This is a genomic window from Flavobacterium calami (assembly GCF_038290035.1).
In the GTDB taxonomy this organism is placed as follows: Bacteria; Bacteroidota; Bacteroidia; order Flavobacteriales; family Flavobacteriaceae; genus Flavobacterium; species Flavobacterium calami.
This window is the reverse complement of record NZ_JBBYHS010000028.1, coordinates 17,026-30,039: the sequence shown is the minus strand read 5'-3', so window position 1 is coordinate 30,039 and position 13,014 is coordinate 17,026. Positions and strand designations below refer to the sequence as shown.

At 34.0% G+C, this 13,014-nt stretch carries 17 protein-coding genes and 1 pseudogene; 12 read left to right on the top strand and 6 right to left on the bottom strand.

The window, feature by feature from the left end:
* Positions 1 to 92: 92 nt before the first annotated feature.
* Both AAEO57_RS19900 and AAEO57_RS19895 read right to left on the bottom strand, forming a co-directional pair.
* Positions 93 to 740 (bottom strand): hypothetical protein, encoded by a 648-nt coding sequence (locus AAEO57_RS19900; protein ID WP_341694782.1) that lies wholly within the window; start codon positions 738 to 740, stop codon positions 93 to 95.
* A 7-nt stretch (positions 741 to 747) separates the two neighbouring features.
* Positions 748 to 1,185: a hypothetical protein gene (locus tag AAEO57_RS19895; RefSeq protein ID WP_341694781.1), complete on the bottom strand. Its 438-nt coding sequence runs from the start codon at positions 1,183 to 1,185 to the stop codon at positions 748 to 750.
* Between the two features lie 267 nt (positions 1,186 to 1,452).
* On the opposite strand from AAEO57_RS19895, the gene AAEO57_RS19890 reads away from it, so the two are divergent.
* From AAEO57_RS19890 to AAEO57_RS19870, 5 genes are all read left to right on the top strand, one after another.
* A complete protein-coding gene (locus AAEO57_RS19890) occupies positions 1,453 to 2,316 on the top strand; it encodes a hypothetical protein (protein WP_341694780.1) in 864 nt (287 codons plus the stop codon).
* Between the two features lie 19 nt (positions 2,317 to 2,335).
* The gene (locus tag AAEO57_RS19885; protein ID WP_341694779.1) at positions 2,336 to 2,740 is read left to right on the top strand and encodes a hypothetical protein; all 405 of its coding nucleotides are present in this window, start codon (positions 2,336 to 2,338) and stop codon (positions 2,738 to 2,740) included.
* A gap of 18 nt (positions 2,741 to 2,758) precedes the next feature.
* The gene (locus tag AAEO57_RS19880) at positions 2,759 to 3,478 is read left to right on the top strand and encodes a hypothetical protein (RefSeq protein WP_341694778.1); all 720 of its coding nucleotides are present in this window, start codon (positions 2,759 to 2,761) and stop codon (positions 3,476 to 3,478) included.
* Between the two features lie 63 nt (positions 3,479 to 3,541).
* Positions 3,542 to 3,883: a hypothetical protein gene (locus AAEO57_RS19875; protein WP_341694777.1), complete on the top strand. Its 342-nt coding sequence runs from the start codon at positions 3,542 to 3,544 to the stop codon at positions 3,881 to 3,883.
* 10 nt (positions 3,884 to 3,893) lie between these two features.
* A complete protein-coding gene (locus tag AAEO57_RS19870; protein WP_341694776.1) occupies positions 3,894 to 5,567 on the top strand; it encodes a S8 family serine peptidase in 1,674 nt (557 codons plus the stop codon).
* 45 nt (positions 5,568 to 5,612) lie between these two features.
* On the opposite strand, the pseudogene AAEO57_RS19865 reads toward AAEO57_RS19870, so the two are convergent.
* From AAEO57_RS19865 to AAEO57_RS19850, 4 genes and pseudogenes are all read right to left on the bottom strand, one after another.
* A pseudogene (locus tag AAEO57_RS19865) lies at positions 5,613 to 6,002 on the bottom strand (peroxiredoxin family protein); the annotation flags it as partial.
* A gap of 18 nt (positions 6,003 to 6,020) precedes the next feature.
* On the bottom strand, positions 6,021 to 6,782 hold the full coding sequence (locus AAEO57_RS19860) for a DUF4369 domain-containing protein (RefSeq protein ID WP_341694775.1): 762 nt from the start codon (positions 6,780 to 6,782) through the stop codon (positions 6,021 to 6,023).
* A 261-nt stretch (positions 6,783 to 7,043) separates the two neighbouring features.
* Positions 7,044 to 7,484, bottom strand: coding sequence for a KTSC domain-containing protein (locus AAEO57_RS19855; RefSeq protein WP_341694774.1), 441 nt, complete (start codon positions 7,482 to 7,484; stop codon positions 7,044 to 7,046).
* Between the two features lie 187 nt (positions 7,485 to 7,671).
* Positions 7,672 to 7,917, bottom strand: coding sequence for a hypothetical protein (locus AAEO57_RS19850; RefSeq protein ID WP_341694773.1), 246 nt, complete (start codon positions 7,915 to 7,917; stop codon positions 7,672 to 7,674).
* Positions 7,918 to 7,998: 81 nt separating this feature from the next.
* Between AAEO57_RS19850 and AAEO57_RS19845 the strand changes: the two genes are divergently transcribed.
* From AAEO57_RS19845 to AAEO57_RS19815, 7 genes are all read left to right on the top strand, one after another.
* Positions 7,999 to 8,541, top strand: a complete 543-nt coding sequence (locus tag AAEO57_RS19845; RefSeq protein ID WP_341694772.1) for a hypothetical protein — start codon at positions 7,999 to 8,001, stop codon at positions 8,539 to 8,541.
* Positions 8,541 to 8,687, top strand: coding sequence for a hypothetical protein (locus AAEO57_RS19840; protein ID WP_008467810.1), 147 nt, complete (start codon positions 8,541 to 8,543; stop codon positions 8,685 to 8,687). The genes AAEO57_RS19845 and AAEO57_RS19840 overlap by 1 nt, the downstream gene beginning before the upstream one ends.
* Positions 8,688 to 8,781: 94 nt before the next feature.
* Positions 8,782 to 9,015 carry a hypothetical protein gene (locus AAEO57_RS19835; RefSeq protein ID WP_423972156.1) on the top strand — a complete coding sequence of 78 codons (234 nt, stop codon included), beginning with the start codon at positions 8,782 to 8,784 and terminating at the stop codon, positions 9,013 to 9,015.
* Complete coding sequence (locus AAEO57_RS19830; RefSeq protein ID WP_341694770.1) at positions 8,987 to 9,385, top strand: YchJ family protein; 399 nt, start codon at positions 8,987 to 8,989, stop codon at positions 9,383 to 9,385. The genes AAEO57_RS19835 and AAEO57_RS19830 overlap by 29 nt, the downstream gene beginning before the upstream one ends.
* A 107-nt stretch (positions 9,386 to 9,492) precedes the next feature.
* Positions 9,493 to 10,611 (top strand): vWA domain-containing protein, encoded by a 1,119-nt coding sequence (locus AAEO57_RS19825; protein ID WP_341694769.1) that lies wholly within the window; start codon positions 9,493 to 9,495, stop codon positions 10,609 to 10,611.
* A gap of 159 nt (positions 10,612 to 10,770) precedes the next feature.
* Positions 10,771 to 12,234: an AAA family ATPase gene (locus AAEO57_RS19820; protein WP_341694768.1), complete on the top strand. Its 1,464-nt coding sequence runs from the start codon at positions 10,771 to 10,773 to the stop codon at positions 12,232 to 12,234.
* Positions 12,235 to 12,338: 104 nt separating this feature from the next.
* Positions 12,339 to 13,013, top strand: a complete 675-nt coding sequence (locus AAEO57_RS19815; protein ID WP_341694767.1) for a response regulator transcription factor — start codon at positions 12,339 to 12,341, stop codon at positions 13,011 to 13,013.
* Position 13,014 lies beyond the last annotated feature (1 nt).

Genomic DNA, 13,014 nt, shown 5'->3' with positions numbered 1-13,014 from the left:
AACCATGTAATTGTTTTTCTTCTTTAAAAAATAAAAGAATATAACAAGCAGGGTTATTAGTAAAGTTAAAAAAACAATACTTAACGAAATGACTAATAGTTGTATTTCTTTTCGCTCCATAAAAATCCGATAATATAGCAGCTGTGTGCCAATGCATTTAAAATGAACACTACCAGACTAAAAATGGATTCGTCATGTTTAATCAAAATCCAGTTTAAAGCAAGCATAAAGGGCAGAAATGGTACATGAAAAACTAAAATTCCTAATATGTACCAAAAAAAAACCGATTTTTTAAAATTTAATATTTTGTCTGAATTAAAAATTTCTACTAAATACAAGCAGGATAATATCATAATTAAAAGGACTCCAATGGCAAAACTGTAAGTGTATGAATGGTTTAGATCTTCTTTAAAATATAAAGTATTTAGAAAAAATGATACAATAAAAAGTATAAAACTTAATAACCCTACTTTTCGATGATTTGGCTTTGATAAAATACTCCTTATAAGTAATATATAGGCGGAAAAACTGACCAGCATATAAAAATTAAATACATAATAATTTAAGATGCCTGTCCATGCAGTAAAATAATATCCCACTTTTTCTATTACAGCAGAAAACCATATCAAAATTACTAAAAATTTAGCTTTCTTGACAGGAAGTTTATGCCATGAAATCAAACCAATGATTCCTGAAGCCAGAGCTAAGTAGACAGTATAAAATCTTAAAAATTCAAACATGATTTTTCTAATATGTTAGTTTTGGCGGATTACCGATACTTCCATAATTCATTGGTTCAAGACCTGGTATTTCTTCATCTGCGCTTTCACGAACTAAAGCAAGAGGTTGTATATTGTTTGTTGTTGCAGGTATTTTGACTCTTTTTCCTGTAGCTGTTAAAAAAATGGTCGATAAACCTGCTTTTTCAGCATATTTTTTTTCATCAGGATACACACCAAAGTAAAATCGTATTCCGTTTACATTATATCCTTTCTTTTCTCCTTTTGCTTTTGCGTAATCAATATAATTTTCGAGTTCCTCTATAGAAAACCAAACGGCATTTGCATCTTCTTTTTGGATGTATTTCGAAATTATTCTTGCCCGGTATTTCATAAAATTCAAATGTAATTCCTTAGCAAATTTTTTTGTGATTAACTGACTCGGTCTTTCAGATTTCTTTTCCATTTTTTTAATTGTTAATTGGTTATGTTGTTGTTAAATAGTGATTTGTGTAAATCAATGAAGCAAAATTATTTTAAATTCTTACAAAAACAAAGGGGAAATACACCCTTTTTTTGTAGGGTAAATTTATTTAAAAAAATGGGTGCAAAGACGGTTTTGTAAGAAAATAAATAAAATGAATTTTACATCGTTCATTTGGTGCACAAAATGAACAGGTGAAATCTGAAAAACCTGTTAAAAGAGTAAGAGCTAATTATAATACTAAAAATTATGAGTTTATATCATGAAGTTTTTCAAGGAGAATCATTCAGCGAAGACAATTATTTTGAAGCTGTAAGATATGTTTTAGGGCCTGAATATTCAAATTTGAGCGAAAACGAATTAGAGGATGTTCTATTATCAAAAGTAGATCAAATGACTGAAAGTGAGGCAGAAGGGTTTTGGTCAAGTTTAGGAAATGTGGCAAGTAATATTGGTTCCGGAGTTTTGCGTGGTGTTTCTGCAGTGGCTCCAATAGTAGGCACTGCTGTCGGAACTTATTTTGGTGCTCCGCAAATTGGTGGTGCAGTAGGAGGTTTAGTAAGTAATCTGGCAGGAGCGGGAAGCGCTGCATTAGACAATAGCCGCCAGCCGCAACGAAGACCTGTATCGCCACAGCCACAGCGCAGACCGGCTAATAATACACCCAGACGCAGACCGGCACCTTCACCAGTAAGTCAGGCCTGGAATAGTGCTACCCGATATGTGGCAGATGCGGGCAGGGCAGCACTTCCTGCAATTCAGCAATATGTACAGGATAATCCGGTGCAGTTACGCCCTCAGGCAGCACAGGATATCAATAGAATACAGGGATTGTACAATCAATTAGGAGGTGTAATTAATAACCCACAATTTCAGGCAGGTCAGGCACAACAAAGTTTAGGAACTGCAAGTCCGGGGTCTCCTATCGAAAGCCATTCATTTGCCGAATTGATAGAAAGTGTGAACTATCTGACTGAAAACATTCTGTATGAATATTATAACGGTGGATTGATCCCAACAGAGGATTACTATGTAGATCAATATGGTCAGTTTGTGGGTACAAATACTCCTAACAGAATTAATAGACTTGAAAACTCTATTGCTAGTTTATAAAATTTAAAAAAATTATACAATGGATGCTTATTTGGAATATTTGAAAGAACATAATCCTGAAATGGCTAAATATTTTGAGATTATGCAGCCCATGATGGAAAAAAAAGAACCGGAAGAAGAAAAAGAAATTCCAAAAATTGATTTAGAACTTGAAGAAAAAATCAGGAAAATAAAAAAGATAAATCATAAACTTTTTACCATTATAGAAGGGTTAAAATTTCAGTTGGAATTCGAATTAAATCAAAACGATGATTTAGCAAAAGCCATTGGTGCCTGTTCAGAATGTTTTGGCGAAAATAGTGATTGTTCTGAATGTTTTGGCACAGGAAAGCCGGGCAATAATATTCCAGATTTTATTCTTTTTAATAGATATATCCAGCCTGCAATCCAAAAATATAACAAACATTATTTCAATAAAAATTAACCATTAATATTTAAAATTATGAATTATTTCGAAAGTTATTTAGATGAAGATTTATTAAATGAAGACTATTACAACGAAGATCTTTTAGGTGAAGATTTGTTAGAAAGTTATGACGAAAGCTTTGATGAAGCGGCTAAAAGAAGAAGACCTTCTATAAAAGGAATTAGACCAAATGTAAGTTCGGCTGTAAAACAAAGATCTAATTTCGGGAAAGCTTTAAGCGGAAGAGCAAATGATTATGCAACCAAAAGCGAATTGAAAAAATCTTTGGATGCGATTTCAAGTCAGGTAAATGAGTTGAAAAAAACATCATTGGCAACTAATAAAACCTTGGTTGCATTAGATCAGAAGCATACAGAACTGGCAAAAATTGATGCCCGTAAAGGCGAAAACCAAACCAAGGTTTTAAAGAATATGCAAATGATGAGTATGATGGGGTCTTTGCTTAACCAGCCGAAACTGAATATGGAAAACTTACAGGTAACATCTGTTGGAGAAGGAATAAATGCAGTTCATACTGTGACATCAAAAGATGGTAAAAATCCAATAGAAGTTGACCAGACGATGTCTTTATTGTTGCCTATGATGACTACGATGGGTGATTCTGGTTCCGGAAAATCAGATAACATGAATATGATGCTGCCTATGATATTACTGATTAATGAGCAAAATAAGGATAAGAAGTCAGATTCAAATACAATGCTTCCTATTGTCATGATGATGATGATGAATAAGTAAATCTATAAAAGGGCGATTGATACGCAATTGCCCTTTTGTTTATTAACCTTTAAAATAAAAAAGATGAATCCATTTAATTTATTAATCAGCTATGTGATAGCAAATAGCAGAGCGAGCTTTTATAATGTTCAGGGAAATCAGGAAATAACGAATACAGCGCTTTTGACTGGTATGATTTCAGAAAATCCAATACTCAGCTATTTGATTATCGAAAATAAAGCCAGAAGTGAGGGTGATAAATTTACAGGTAAAAAGGTTGCTGTTAAAGAAATAGGAAACAATGTTGCAAGAAAGGATTCTGAAACGTCTTCTCTCAAAACAGGAAATAGTGAGACTTCAAATGTATTAACATTAGAGGGTATTAAAAATGAAGATGCTACGAATGATGTAGAATTGAAATCTTAAAACATAATTGATGGATCCAAGACTTAAAGTTATATTATATGGTAATCCTGACGAAGAATTATCATTACTGATGCGTTTAGAAAAGGAAAAAGAGTATCCTGATCACTGTAAAATCATTTCAGAATTTGGAAGTATTGTAAGTATTAGGACCCAACGTCGTTTTTTATGTCCTATTTATAACAGTAAAAAAGTAAAAAGCCTCAAAGCGCCTAGTGTTATTCCTGTTAATGACGATATTGAACTTAATCCGGAGGTACAGATTTTGGATAAGAAAAATGAGGTTTTAAGCGATACAGTTTCAAAAGTGGTGTTTGGAATTATTGATTTTGGTTTTGATTTTACTCATCCTGATTTTATTAACAATGGCAAGACACGTTTTGAAAAAATATGGGTGCAGTCTGATCGATATGATGGCAATGAATTTGGATACGGAAGAATAATTAATCAGGCACAAATCAATGAAGCTTTGGCAGACGAGTTTCCGTTTAAGAAGCTGGGATATCATCCGGGGAAATCTGATTTGTTTGGTAGCGGAACTCACGGAACCCATGTGCTTGGAATTGCCTGTGGGAATGGTGCAGTCGCTCCCAAAAGCTTTGCTCCGAACGCTTCTATCATAGCAGTTGATATGGGGACTAATTATGTAAACGGATCCAATTTATCGCTTGGAGATTCGGTAAAAGGATGTGACGGGTTGTATTTTATTGTTAAACAAGCGGTTGAGCGGCCATTGGTAATAAACATGAGTCTGGGAGGTCATGGAGATGCACACATGGGACTAACCTTGTTTGAACAAGTTATAGATTATATTGTGACTAATAGAAAAGGAACGGCAATAGTACAAAGTACAGGGAATTATCATCAGGCAAATGCGCATACATACGGTGATATTAAACAGAATCAGAAAATTAAAATTCCGTGGATGTTTAAAAAACATGACCGGACTCCAAATGAAATGGAAATCTGGTATCATGGCGAGGATGTTCTGAGTGTGAACATTTATGATGATGATCAAAAAATATTATTATCGTCAACACCTTTTAAAGATGAATTGATTATAAAAGGAAAAGAGGAGATTGGTATTTGCCTGCACAGATGCAAAGAACCCAATACAGGAAAAAACCAAATAAATATTTTAGTTAATGGAAGGCTGAATTCTAAATTCTGGACAGTTGAACTAATTGGAAAAACCGTTAAAAATGGACGATACCATTGTTATATTGAACGGGATGACGGAGGACAATCGATTTTTTTGCCTGCAGTTGCCAACAAGACACACACAACTAATTCCATTTGTAATTCAAAATACAGTATTGTAGTTGGGGCGTATAATCAAAATGATGATGCAAAAACAATTTTGGCTTTTAGTAGTTCAGGACCAACAGCCGATGGGCGTATGAAGCCAGAACTTGTGGCACCGGGTTTTAAAATAAAATCATCCTGTTCTTCATCAGGCAGGGAAAACAGGGCGTCAAATAAGCTGACTTCTAAAAGTGGAAGTAGTATGGCGGCGCCTTATGTGGCGTCTTTAGTAATGAAAATATTAGAGAAAGAGCCTGATTTAGATATTATTTCGATCAGAAGAAAACTTTTTAAAGCCTGTGACGCAGCTTCATTTAACGGGAATAATTTAGAGATTTTTAGAGCCGGACACGGTTACATCAATCCGGATAAATTAGTGTAAGGCAAGTAAAATAAAAAACTCCGGATCAATCCGGAGTTTTTGTTATTATTTTTTTGCTAAAAGCTCAATGATTTTCGCTCTCAATTCTGGTCCTCTTAAATCCTGCGCAACAACTTTTCCTGACGAATCAAGTATAAAGGTTGCAGGGATAGATTCTACATTATATTGTTTTGCAATTGGTTCTTCCCAATATTTTAAGTTGGAAACATGTGTCCAGCTAAGATTGTCTTTTGCTATGGCTTCTTTCCAGGCCGATGCTTCCTTGTCAAGAGACACTCCAACGATATTCAATCCTTTCGAATGAAATTCTTTGTAGATTGCCACAACATTCGGATTTTCTTTTCGGCATGGTCCACACCATGACGCCCAGAAGTCTACAATTGTTACTTTTCCTAAACTTTCTTTAAGCGATATTACTTTGCCTTCAGGGTTAGGAGCTGAAAAATCTGCTCTTCATTTAGGACTTCCAACCGGAGCTGCTCCTGCACCTACTGCAGGCAATTTCATCTGGCCGATTTTTTCTTTAATGCTTTTTCCAGGTTTTGTATTTTTCAAAGACTCATCCAAAGAGTTGTATAAAGCTTCTGTTTTTTTGAAATCAGCAGATGGATCATTGATTAAACTTTGGATAATTAAAGCAGAAATGAATGATTTAGGGTGTGTTTCAGCATAAGCTGTATATTTCTTTTTAGATTCTGCCTGAACTTCAGTTTGGATAACTGTGTATTCTTTCATTAAACTATTGATAACTGCTGTGTCTTGTTTTTGTTGAGCAGCTTGCATAGTCTGAGTGTTTTTTTTCTGGAAATCCATTAATTTTTTCTGAACTTTTACAAGATCTTCGTTGAATTTAACGTATTCATCATTGCTGTAAGTTCCTGCAATTTTAGATTTGTGGATACTGTCTTTATCTACTTCGATTTTAATTTCACCAGTTTCTAAGATAAATGGAACCTGACCTTGTACGTCCTGAACAAGTAAAATATGAAAAGCAGGTTCAGTAACTTTTCCTTTTATTTCAAATTTTCCGTTTTCAACTTTTACAGTATCTAGAGCTACCGGAGCCATTGTTACAGGGTCTTGCCCCTGAAGGATAATTGTTTTTCCATTAGCAATACCTTTTGCAGTTCCGGTAATAAGGTATTCACCGTCTTTAACCTTGCTGCATGAAATTATCGCTAAAGAAGCTGTAAGTAAAAAAAATACTTTTTTCATTATAAAAAATTAATTAGTTAATTGATTTGCGCAACAAAAGTATTTAAAAATATAAAACATCAACTATTTTGCAGCCTAAAATTTTGTTATAGTTTTTTTTAGCTCAAAAGGCTTGTATGTAAGGCTTTATCGTTTTTTAAGTACTGATAAAACAAATTATTGTGTCGTTATTCAGAATCAGATTAAACAATTTGGTGTTTTATAGGTATAAAAAAAGCATCCTGGTGTCAGAATGCTTTAAAAAATATGTATAATGTAATTTTATTCCTGATTTGTTTTCTTTCTCCAGGTAAAAGAGTTTAAAATATGTCTTTTTGCAAATCTTGCAGGAGAATCTGCATTTACCATTTTCACGTAAGTTGCTTTTGGAACACTTATGTATTCGTAAACGCTTCCGTTAGAAAAATCAATAATTAAACGACCTTCAACAAATTTATAATCTGTGATAGAACAAGTTGAAATTGTTTCTGTGTACTCAGGTAAATTAAGTTTGATTGTATCAGGGTGAATACTTACTAAAAAGTGGTAAGCTTCAATAATTGTTTTACTTTTTTCTTCAGCAGCTTTAAGACCAGCGTCATCTCCTACGAATTTATCAGGATGAGATTCTTTCATCGCATTACGATAAATTGTTTTTAAATCTTTTAATTCTGCAGTTTTCTCTACGTTTAGTAACTTACGGTATTCAACTATTTTTTTCATAAATAAAAGGTAACTACTTGTCTATTAGTTTGAAATCGATATTAATTAGTTCAAATCGATAAATTTTTTGCAAAGGTACACTTTTTTTTAACTTTTCAGTTTTGATCGAAAAAATATTCCTTATGAATTATAAATAACTTTATTAAACGCAAATAATAAAAACTCATAATTCATAATAAAAGTTGTTTTATTCCGGCTTATGATTCGCTTTATCGAAGTTTCTTGATTTTTTAGGATATTTATCGTAGCTGATGTCGCTTGGATTTTCAATAACAGATTTTATCGTAATCCAATCTCCAACCTCAAATTTGGCTTGAACCATTTTATAGTCTAAAAGATATTCTCCACAGAAGTAATTATTATTTTCATCTTTTTCGATAATACCCGTAAAAACTCCTTTTTGCGGCATTTTTTGTTGTGAATCTTTAGACATGATTTTTTATTTTGAAATTAAGAGGCAAAGGTAAGCAATTAATGTTTTAGGGAGTTCAGTGCAATCTGAGTATATTTGCACATGCAGAAAAATTTTAAGCCACACCCTAATTCTTTTAAAAATACGTTTTGTGCTTTTAACGAAGTTCTTCCAGATTCAATTAAAGGATTAAAAAAACAATTTGAAAGCAAAGCTGGAAGTACGTATTATTATACAGAAGAAGGAATGTACCGGGTTTCGAATCATTGGGGTAGATTAGCCAATAGTAAATGGCGCTTAATTGCCCGTAATCCTGAAACTGAATCGAAGACTAAAATTGGTTTTGCAAAGTGGGAAGAGTTTTATCCAGACAATGCCGAAGAAAAACTGTATTATATAAAAGCTGATTTCGAAAATAATTTGGCCAATTATGAGCACAAAAATAATCCCGAATATGACGGAAAAGCAATTTTAAGAACGAGTTTTGAAACAGCAAAAAGATTAAAACAGATTAGAAACCTGCAGCAGCTTACCAATTGGGCAAAACATTTTGATTATGACCATATTGATGATTTGAGAAAACAAATCATCAGCGAATTGATTTTTACTGAAAAAACGTTAGAACAAATTAAAAGAGAAGTGTAATGGGACGTAATAACGAAAAGAACATTAAAAAACACAATGATAAATTGCATAAAGCACAAGCGAAAGCCAAACAAGCTGAAATTGCCCGTAAAGAAAAATTAAAAGAAATCGTGAAGAAATTCAACGAAAGTAAAAACGAAGAGTAAATAATAGTTTCAGGTTTTAGGTTTCATGTTCCAAGTTATCGTTGCGAACGTGAAACCTAAAACCTGAAACGTGAAACGTGAAACAAAACAACTAATGGATAGTAAATTCGAAACCCTAAAAGCAAACGTGCAGGAAATCATTGATTTGATTGCAGCTAAAAACGACAGAGAAGCAAATAACAAATTATTAGAAGTAAGCGAAACACTTGACGAAATGATTGATTTTGCTGAAGAAGATGAAGAAGTTCGCGAAATAACTCGTTATCAGGTTTTACTAAATCAGCTTCATGTTAAAATTAATGGAGAAGAACCTGTTGATGGAGAATAAAAAATGCTTCTGTGATACAGGACTGCTTTTTGAAAATTGTTGTGGTTTATATTTAAGCGGTAATCAAAAAGCGCCTTCCGCATTAGCTTTAATGCGTTCCAGATATGCTGCGTATGCGACTCATAATGCAGATTATTTAATGGAAACCACTTATGTTTCAGAACGAAAATATTATTCGAAAACTGAAATTTTAAGATGGGCAGTTTCTAATAAATGGCAGAAACTAGAAATTTTGAGTTTTTCTGAAAACACAGTCGAATTCAAAGCTTTCTTTTTAGATTCTGATAATAAACCACAAGTTCATTACGAATTTTCTACTTTTAAATTCGAAAAAGGAGCTTGGTATTATTTGGATGGAAAGTTTGAATAATTATTATATCTAACACTGTTAGTTCTGATATTTGGTTAGATATTTTAACTAAAAATTAATAAAAGATTCGTTTTTCATAATTCTAAAAAAACGTAATTTTAAAAATTATGAAAAACGAATTTAAAAAAGGCTTTTATTTTAAGACTTACGAAGCTCCTTTTCAGTCTCCGTTTGACAAACTTTTTACGATTTTTAAAGAGTTAATCACCCATACTTCAGGTGATTTTGACGAAGCAATTAGCTGGCTTCGGGAGCTGGACAAAGAGTACAAACTTACCGACGAAAATTACACGATCGATGATTTTATCGAAGACCTGAAGAAAAAGGGGTACATAAAAGATGAAGTAAAAGGCGATGGAAGTTCTGGTTTTGGCATTACGGCAAAAACCGAAAGAGCAATCAGACAACAAGCTTTAGATCAGATTTTCGGAAACCTGAAAAAATCTGGTACTGGAAACCATAAAACAAAACATGCCGGAAATGGCGATGAACATACCGGAGAATTCCGTGAATTTAATTTTGGCGATAGCTTAGAAAGAATTTCCTTAACCGAAAGTCTTCGAAATGCTCAAGTTAATAACGGTGTCGAAAGTTTTATGCTGACCGAAAATGATTTGGTAGTAGAAGATGCTCAATACAAAGCACAAATGAGTACCGTTCTGATGATTGATATTAGTCACAGTATGATTTTGTACGGAGAAGACCGAATTACGCCTGCTAAAAAAGTAGCCATGGCTTTGGCGGAATTAATCACAACAAGATACCCTAAAGATACATTGGATATATTGGTTTTTGGAAACGATGCCTGGACAATTCCAATCAAAGATTTACCTTATTTACAAGTTGGACCGTATCATACCAATACAGTTGCGGGTTTGCAATTGGCGATGGATATTCTTCGCAGAAAGCGTAATACCAACAAACAGATTTTCATGATTACCGACGGAAAGCCAAGCTGTGTTCGCGAACGTGATGGTTCTTATTATATGAATAGTAACGGTTTGGATGAATACATTGTCGATAAATGTTACACTCAGGCGCAGCAGGCAAGAAAACTCCACATTCCAATTACGACTTTTATGATTGCCCGAGATCCGTATTTACAGCGTTTTGTGAATCAGTTTACAGAAGCCAATCAGGGAAAAGCATTTTATACCGGACTAAAAGGTTTGGGTGAAATGATTTTTGAGGATTATGAAGCGAATAGGAAAAAAAGAATTAAATAAAGATTCTAAGTCGCTAAGATTATGAGGGACTAAGGTTTCTTATAATAATTGATAAAACCAACACATATCGTAGAGAAGTACCGCATTGTGCCTACGTAAATAGGAATAAATACATTGAATTTTTAAATCATTTAATCTTTCAATTTTTAAATATAAAACATGGAAATAAATATTATAAAGACATTGGGTCAATTAAAAGCCACTGGATATAAAAGTAGAAGCATAAAAGAGGAACTGCGCAATAATCTTCGTGAAAAAATCAAATCGGGAAAACCTGTTTTTGAAGGCGTTCACGGATTTGAAAACACGGTAATTCCAGAGTTAGAACGTGCGATTTTATCTCGTCACAACATTAACTTATTAGGACTTCGCGGACAGGCGAAAACACGTTTGGCGCGTAAAATGGTTGAATTATTAGACGAATATATTCCGTTTGTGGAAGGTTCTGAAATCAATGATGATCCGTTAAATCCTATTTCTCGTTTTGCTAAAGATTTAATTACAGAAAAAGGAGATGAAACCCCAATTTCCTGGTTGCATAGAAGCGATCGTTTCTTTGAAAAACTGGCAACGCCAGACGTAACCGTTGCCGATTTGATTGGAGATGTTGACCCAATAAAGGCAGCGAACTTGAAATTGTCTTATGCAGACGACCGAGTAATTCATTTCGGAATGATTCCGAGAGCGAATCGCTGTATTTTTGTGATAAACGAATTACCCGATTTACAAGCAAGAATTCAGGTAGCCTTATTCAATATTTTGCAGGAAGGGGATATTCAGATTAGAGGTTTCAAATTGAGAATGCCTTTAGATATGCAATTTGTTTTTACGGCAAATCCAGAAGATTACACCAATAGAGGAAGTATTGTAACGCCTTTAAAAGACAGAATTGGTTCTCAGATCCTGACGCATTATCCAGAAAGTATTGAGATTGCGAGAATAATTACAGAGCAGGAATCTAAATTAGACCAAAATCAGACCGATGTGGTTTATGTTCCGGGTTTAGCGAGAGATATTTTGGAGCAAATTAGTTTTGAAGCCCGTGAAAGTGAATACATTGATAACAAAAGCGGTGTAAGCGCCAGAATGAGCATTACGGCTTTTGAAAACTTAATTAGTACAGCCGAACGTCGTGCTTTGATTTCTGGGGTTGATAACACTTCGTTACGTTTGTCTGATTTTATCGGGATTATTCCGGCCATTACAGGAAAAGTAGAATTGGTTTACGAAGGAGAGCAGGAGGGAGCAGATGTTGTGGCTGAAAGTCTTATTGGTTCTGCCATTCGAACATTGTTTCCTCAGTATTTTCCAAAAATCGAAAAATTAGAAAGACCAGACGAAAAAACTCCCTATTCTGATGTTGTAGAATGGTTTTTTGCAGAAAGTGGCTTCGAATTATTAGACGATGCTTCAGACGCAGCATACAAAAGTATTTTAGACGAAGTAACTCCGCTAGATGAATTATTAAAAAAATACCAGCCTCAATTGGTAAAAGAAGATGTATATTTTATGAAAGAATTCATTCTTTGGGGCTTGGTTGAATATAAAAAGCTAAGCAAAGACCGTTTTGCAACCGGACACCAGTTTAAAGATATGTACGGAAGTTATATCAGTAAGTTATAATTTCGTCCTGATTTTATCTAACCTGACAGGTTTTCTGCTTGTCGGGTTTTTCATTCTTTTAATAAAGCTTTTCTCCTTATTTTTGCAAATTACACATTTATATAATGAAATTACTCATAGTCGAAGACGAACCAAATCTACTTTCTATTTTACGCAAAGGATTCGCTGAAAACAATAATGATGTCAGCGTGGCTCTTGATGGTAAAACGGCACTGGAAATGATTCATAATTATACTTTTGATGTAGTCATTTTGGATGTAATGTTACCCGATATTAACGGAATTGAAATCTGCAGAAGACTGCGTGCCGCCAAAAATTTCGTTCCGATTCTGCTATTAACCGCTCTTGGAACTTCAGAAAATATCGTAACAGGACTCAACGCAGGTGCTGATGATTATCTGGTAAAACCATTTAAATTCGGTGAACTCGATGCAAGGGTAAATGCTTTAAACCGAAGAGCCAATCAGGAGACAGAAAAAGTCGATACGATCGTCATTGGCGACCTCGAAATAAACGGTAAAGCCAAAACGGTAAAACGGGACGGAGAATCAATTATTTTGACAGCCAAAGAGTTTAAATTATTGTATTATTTAGCCAGAAATACAGGCAGAATTGTTTCAAGAGATCAGATTCTGGACAACGTCTGGGACATCAATTTTGACATGAACACCAATGTTGTGGATGTTTATATCACGTATTTAAGAAAAAAAATAGACAAACCTTATAAAACCAAACTTATTCACACCATGAAAGGTTTAGGTTACGTTATACAGCCATAAA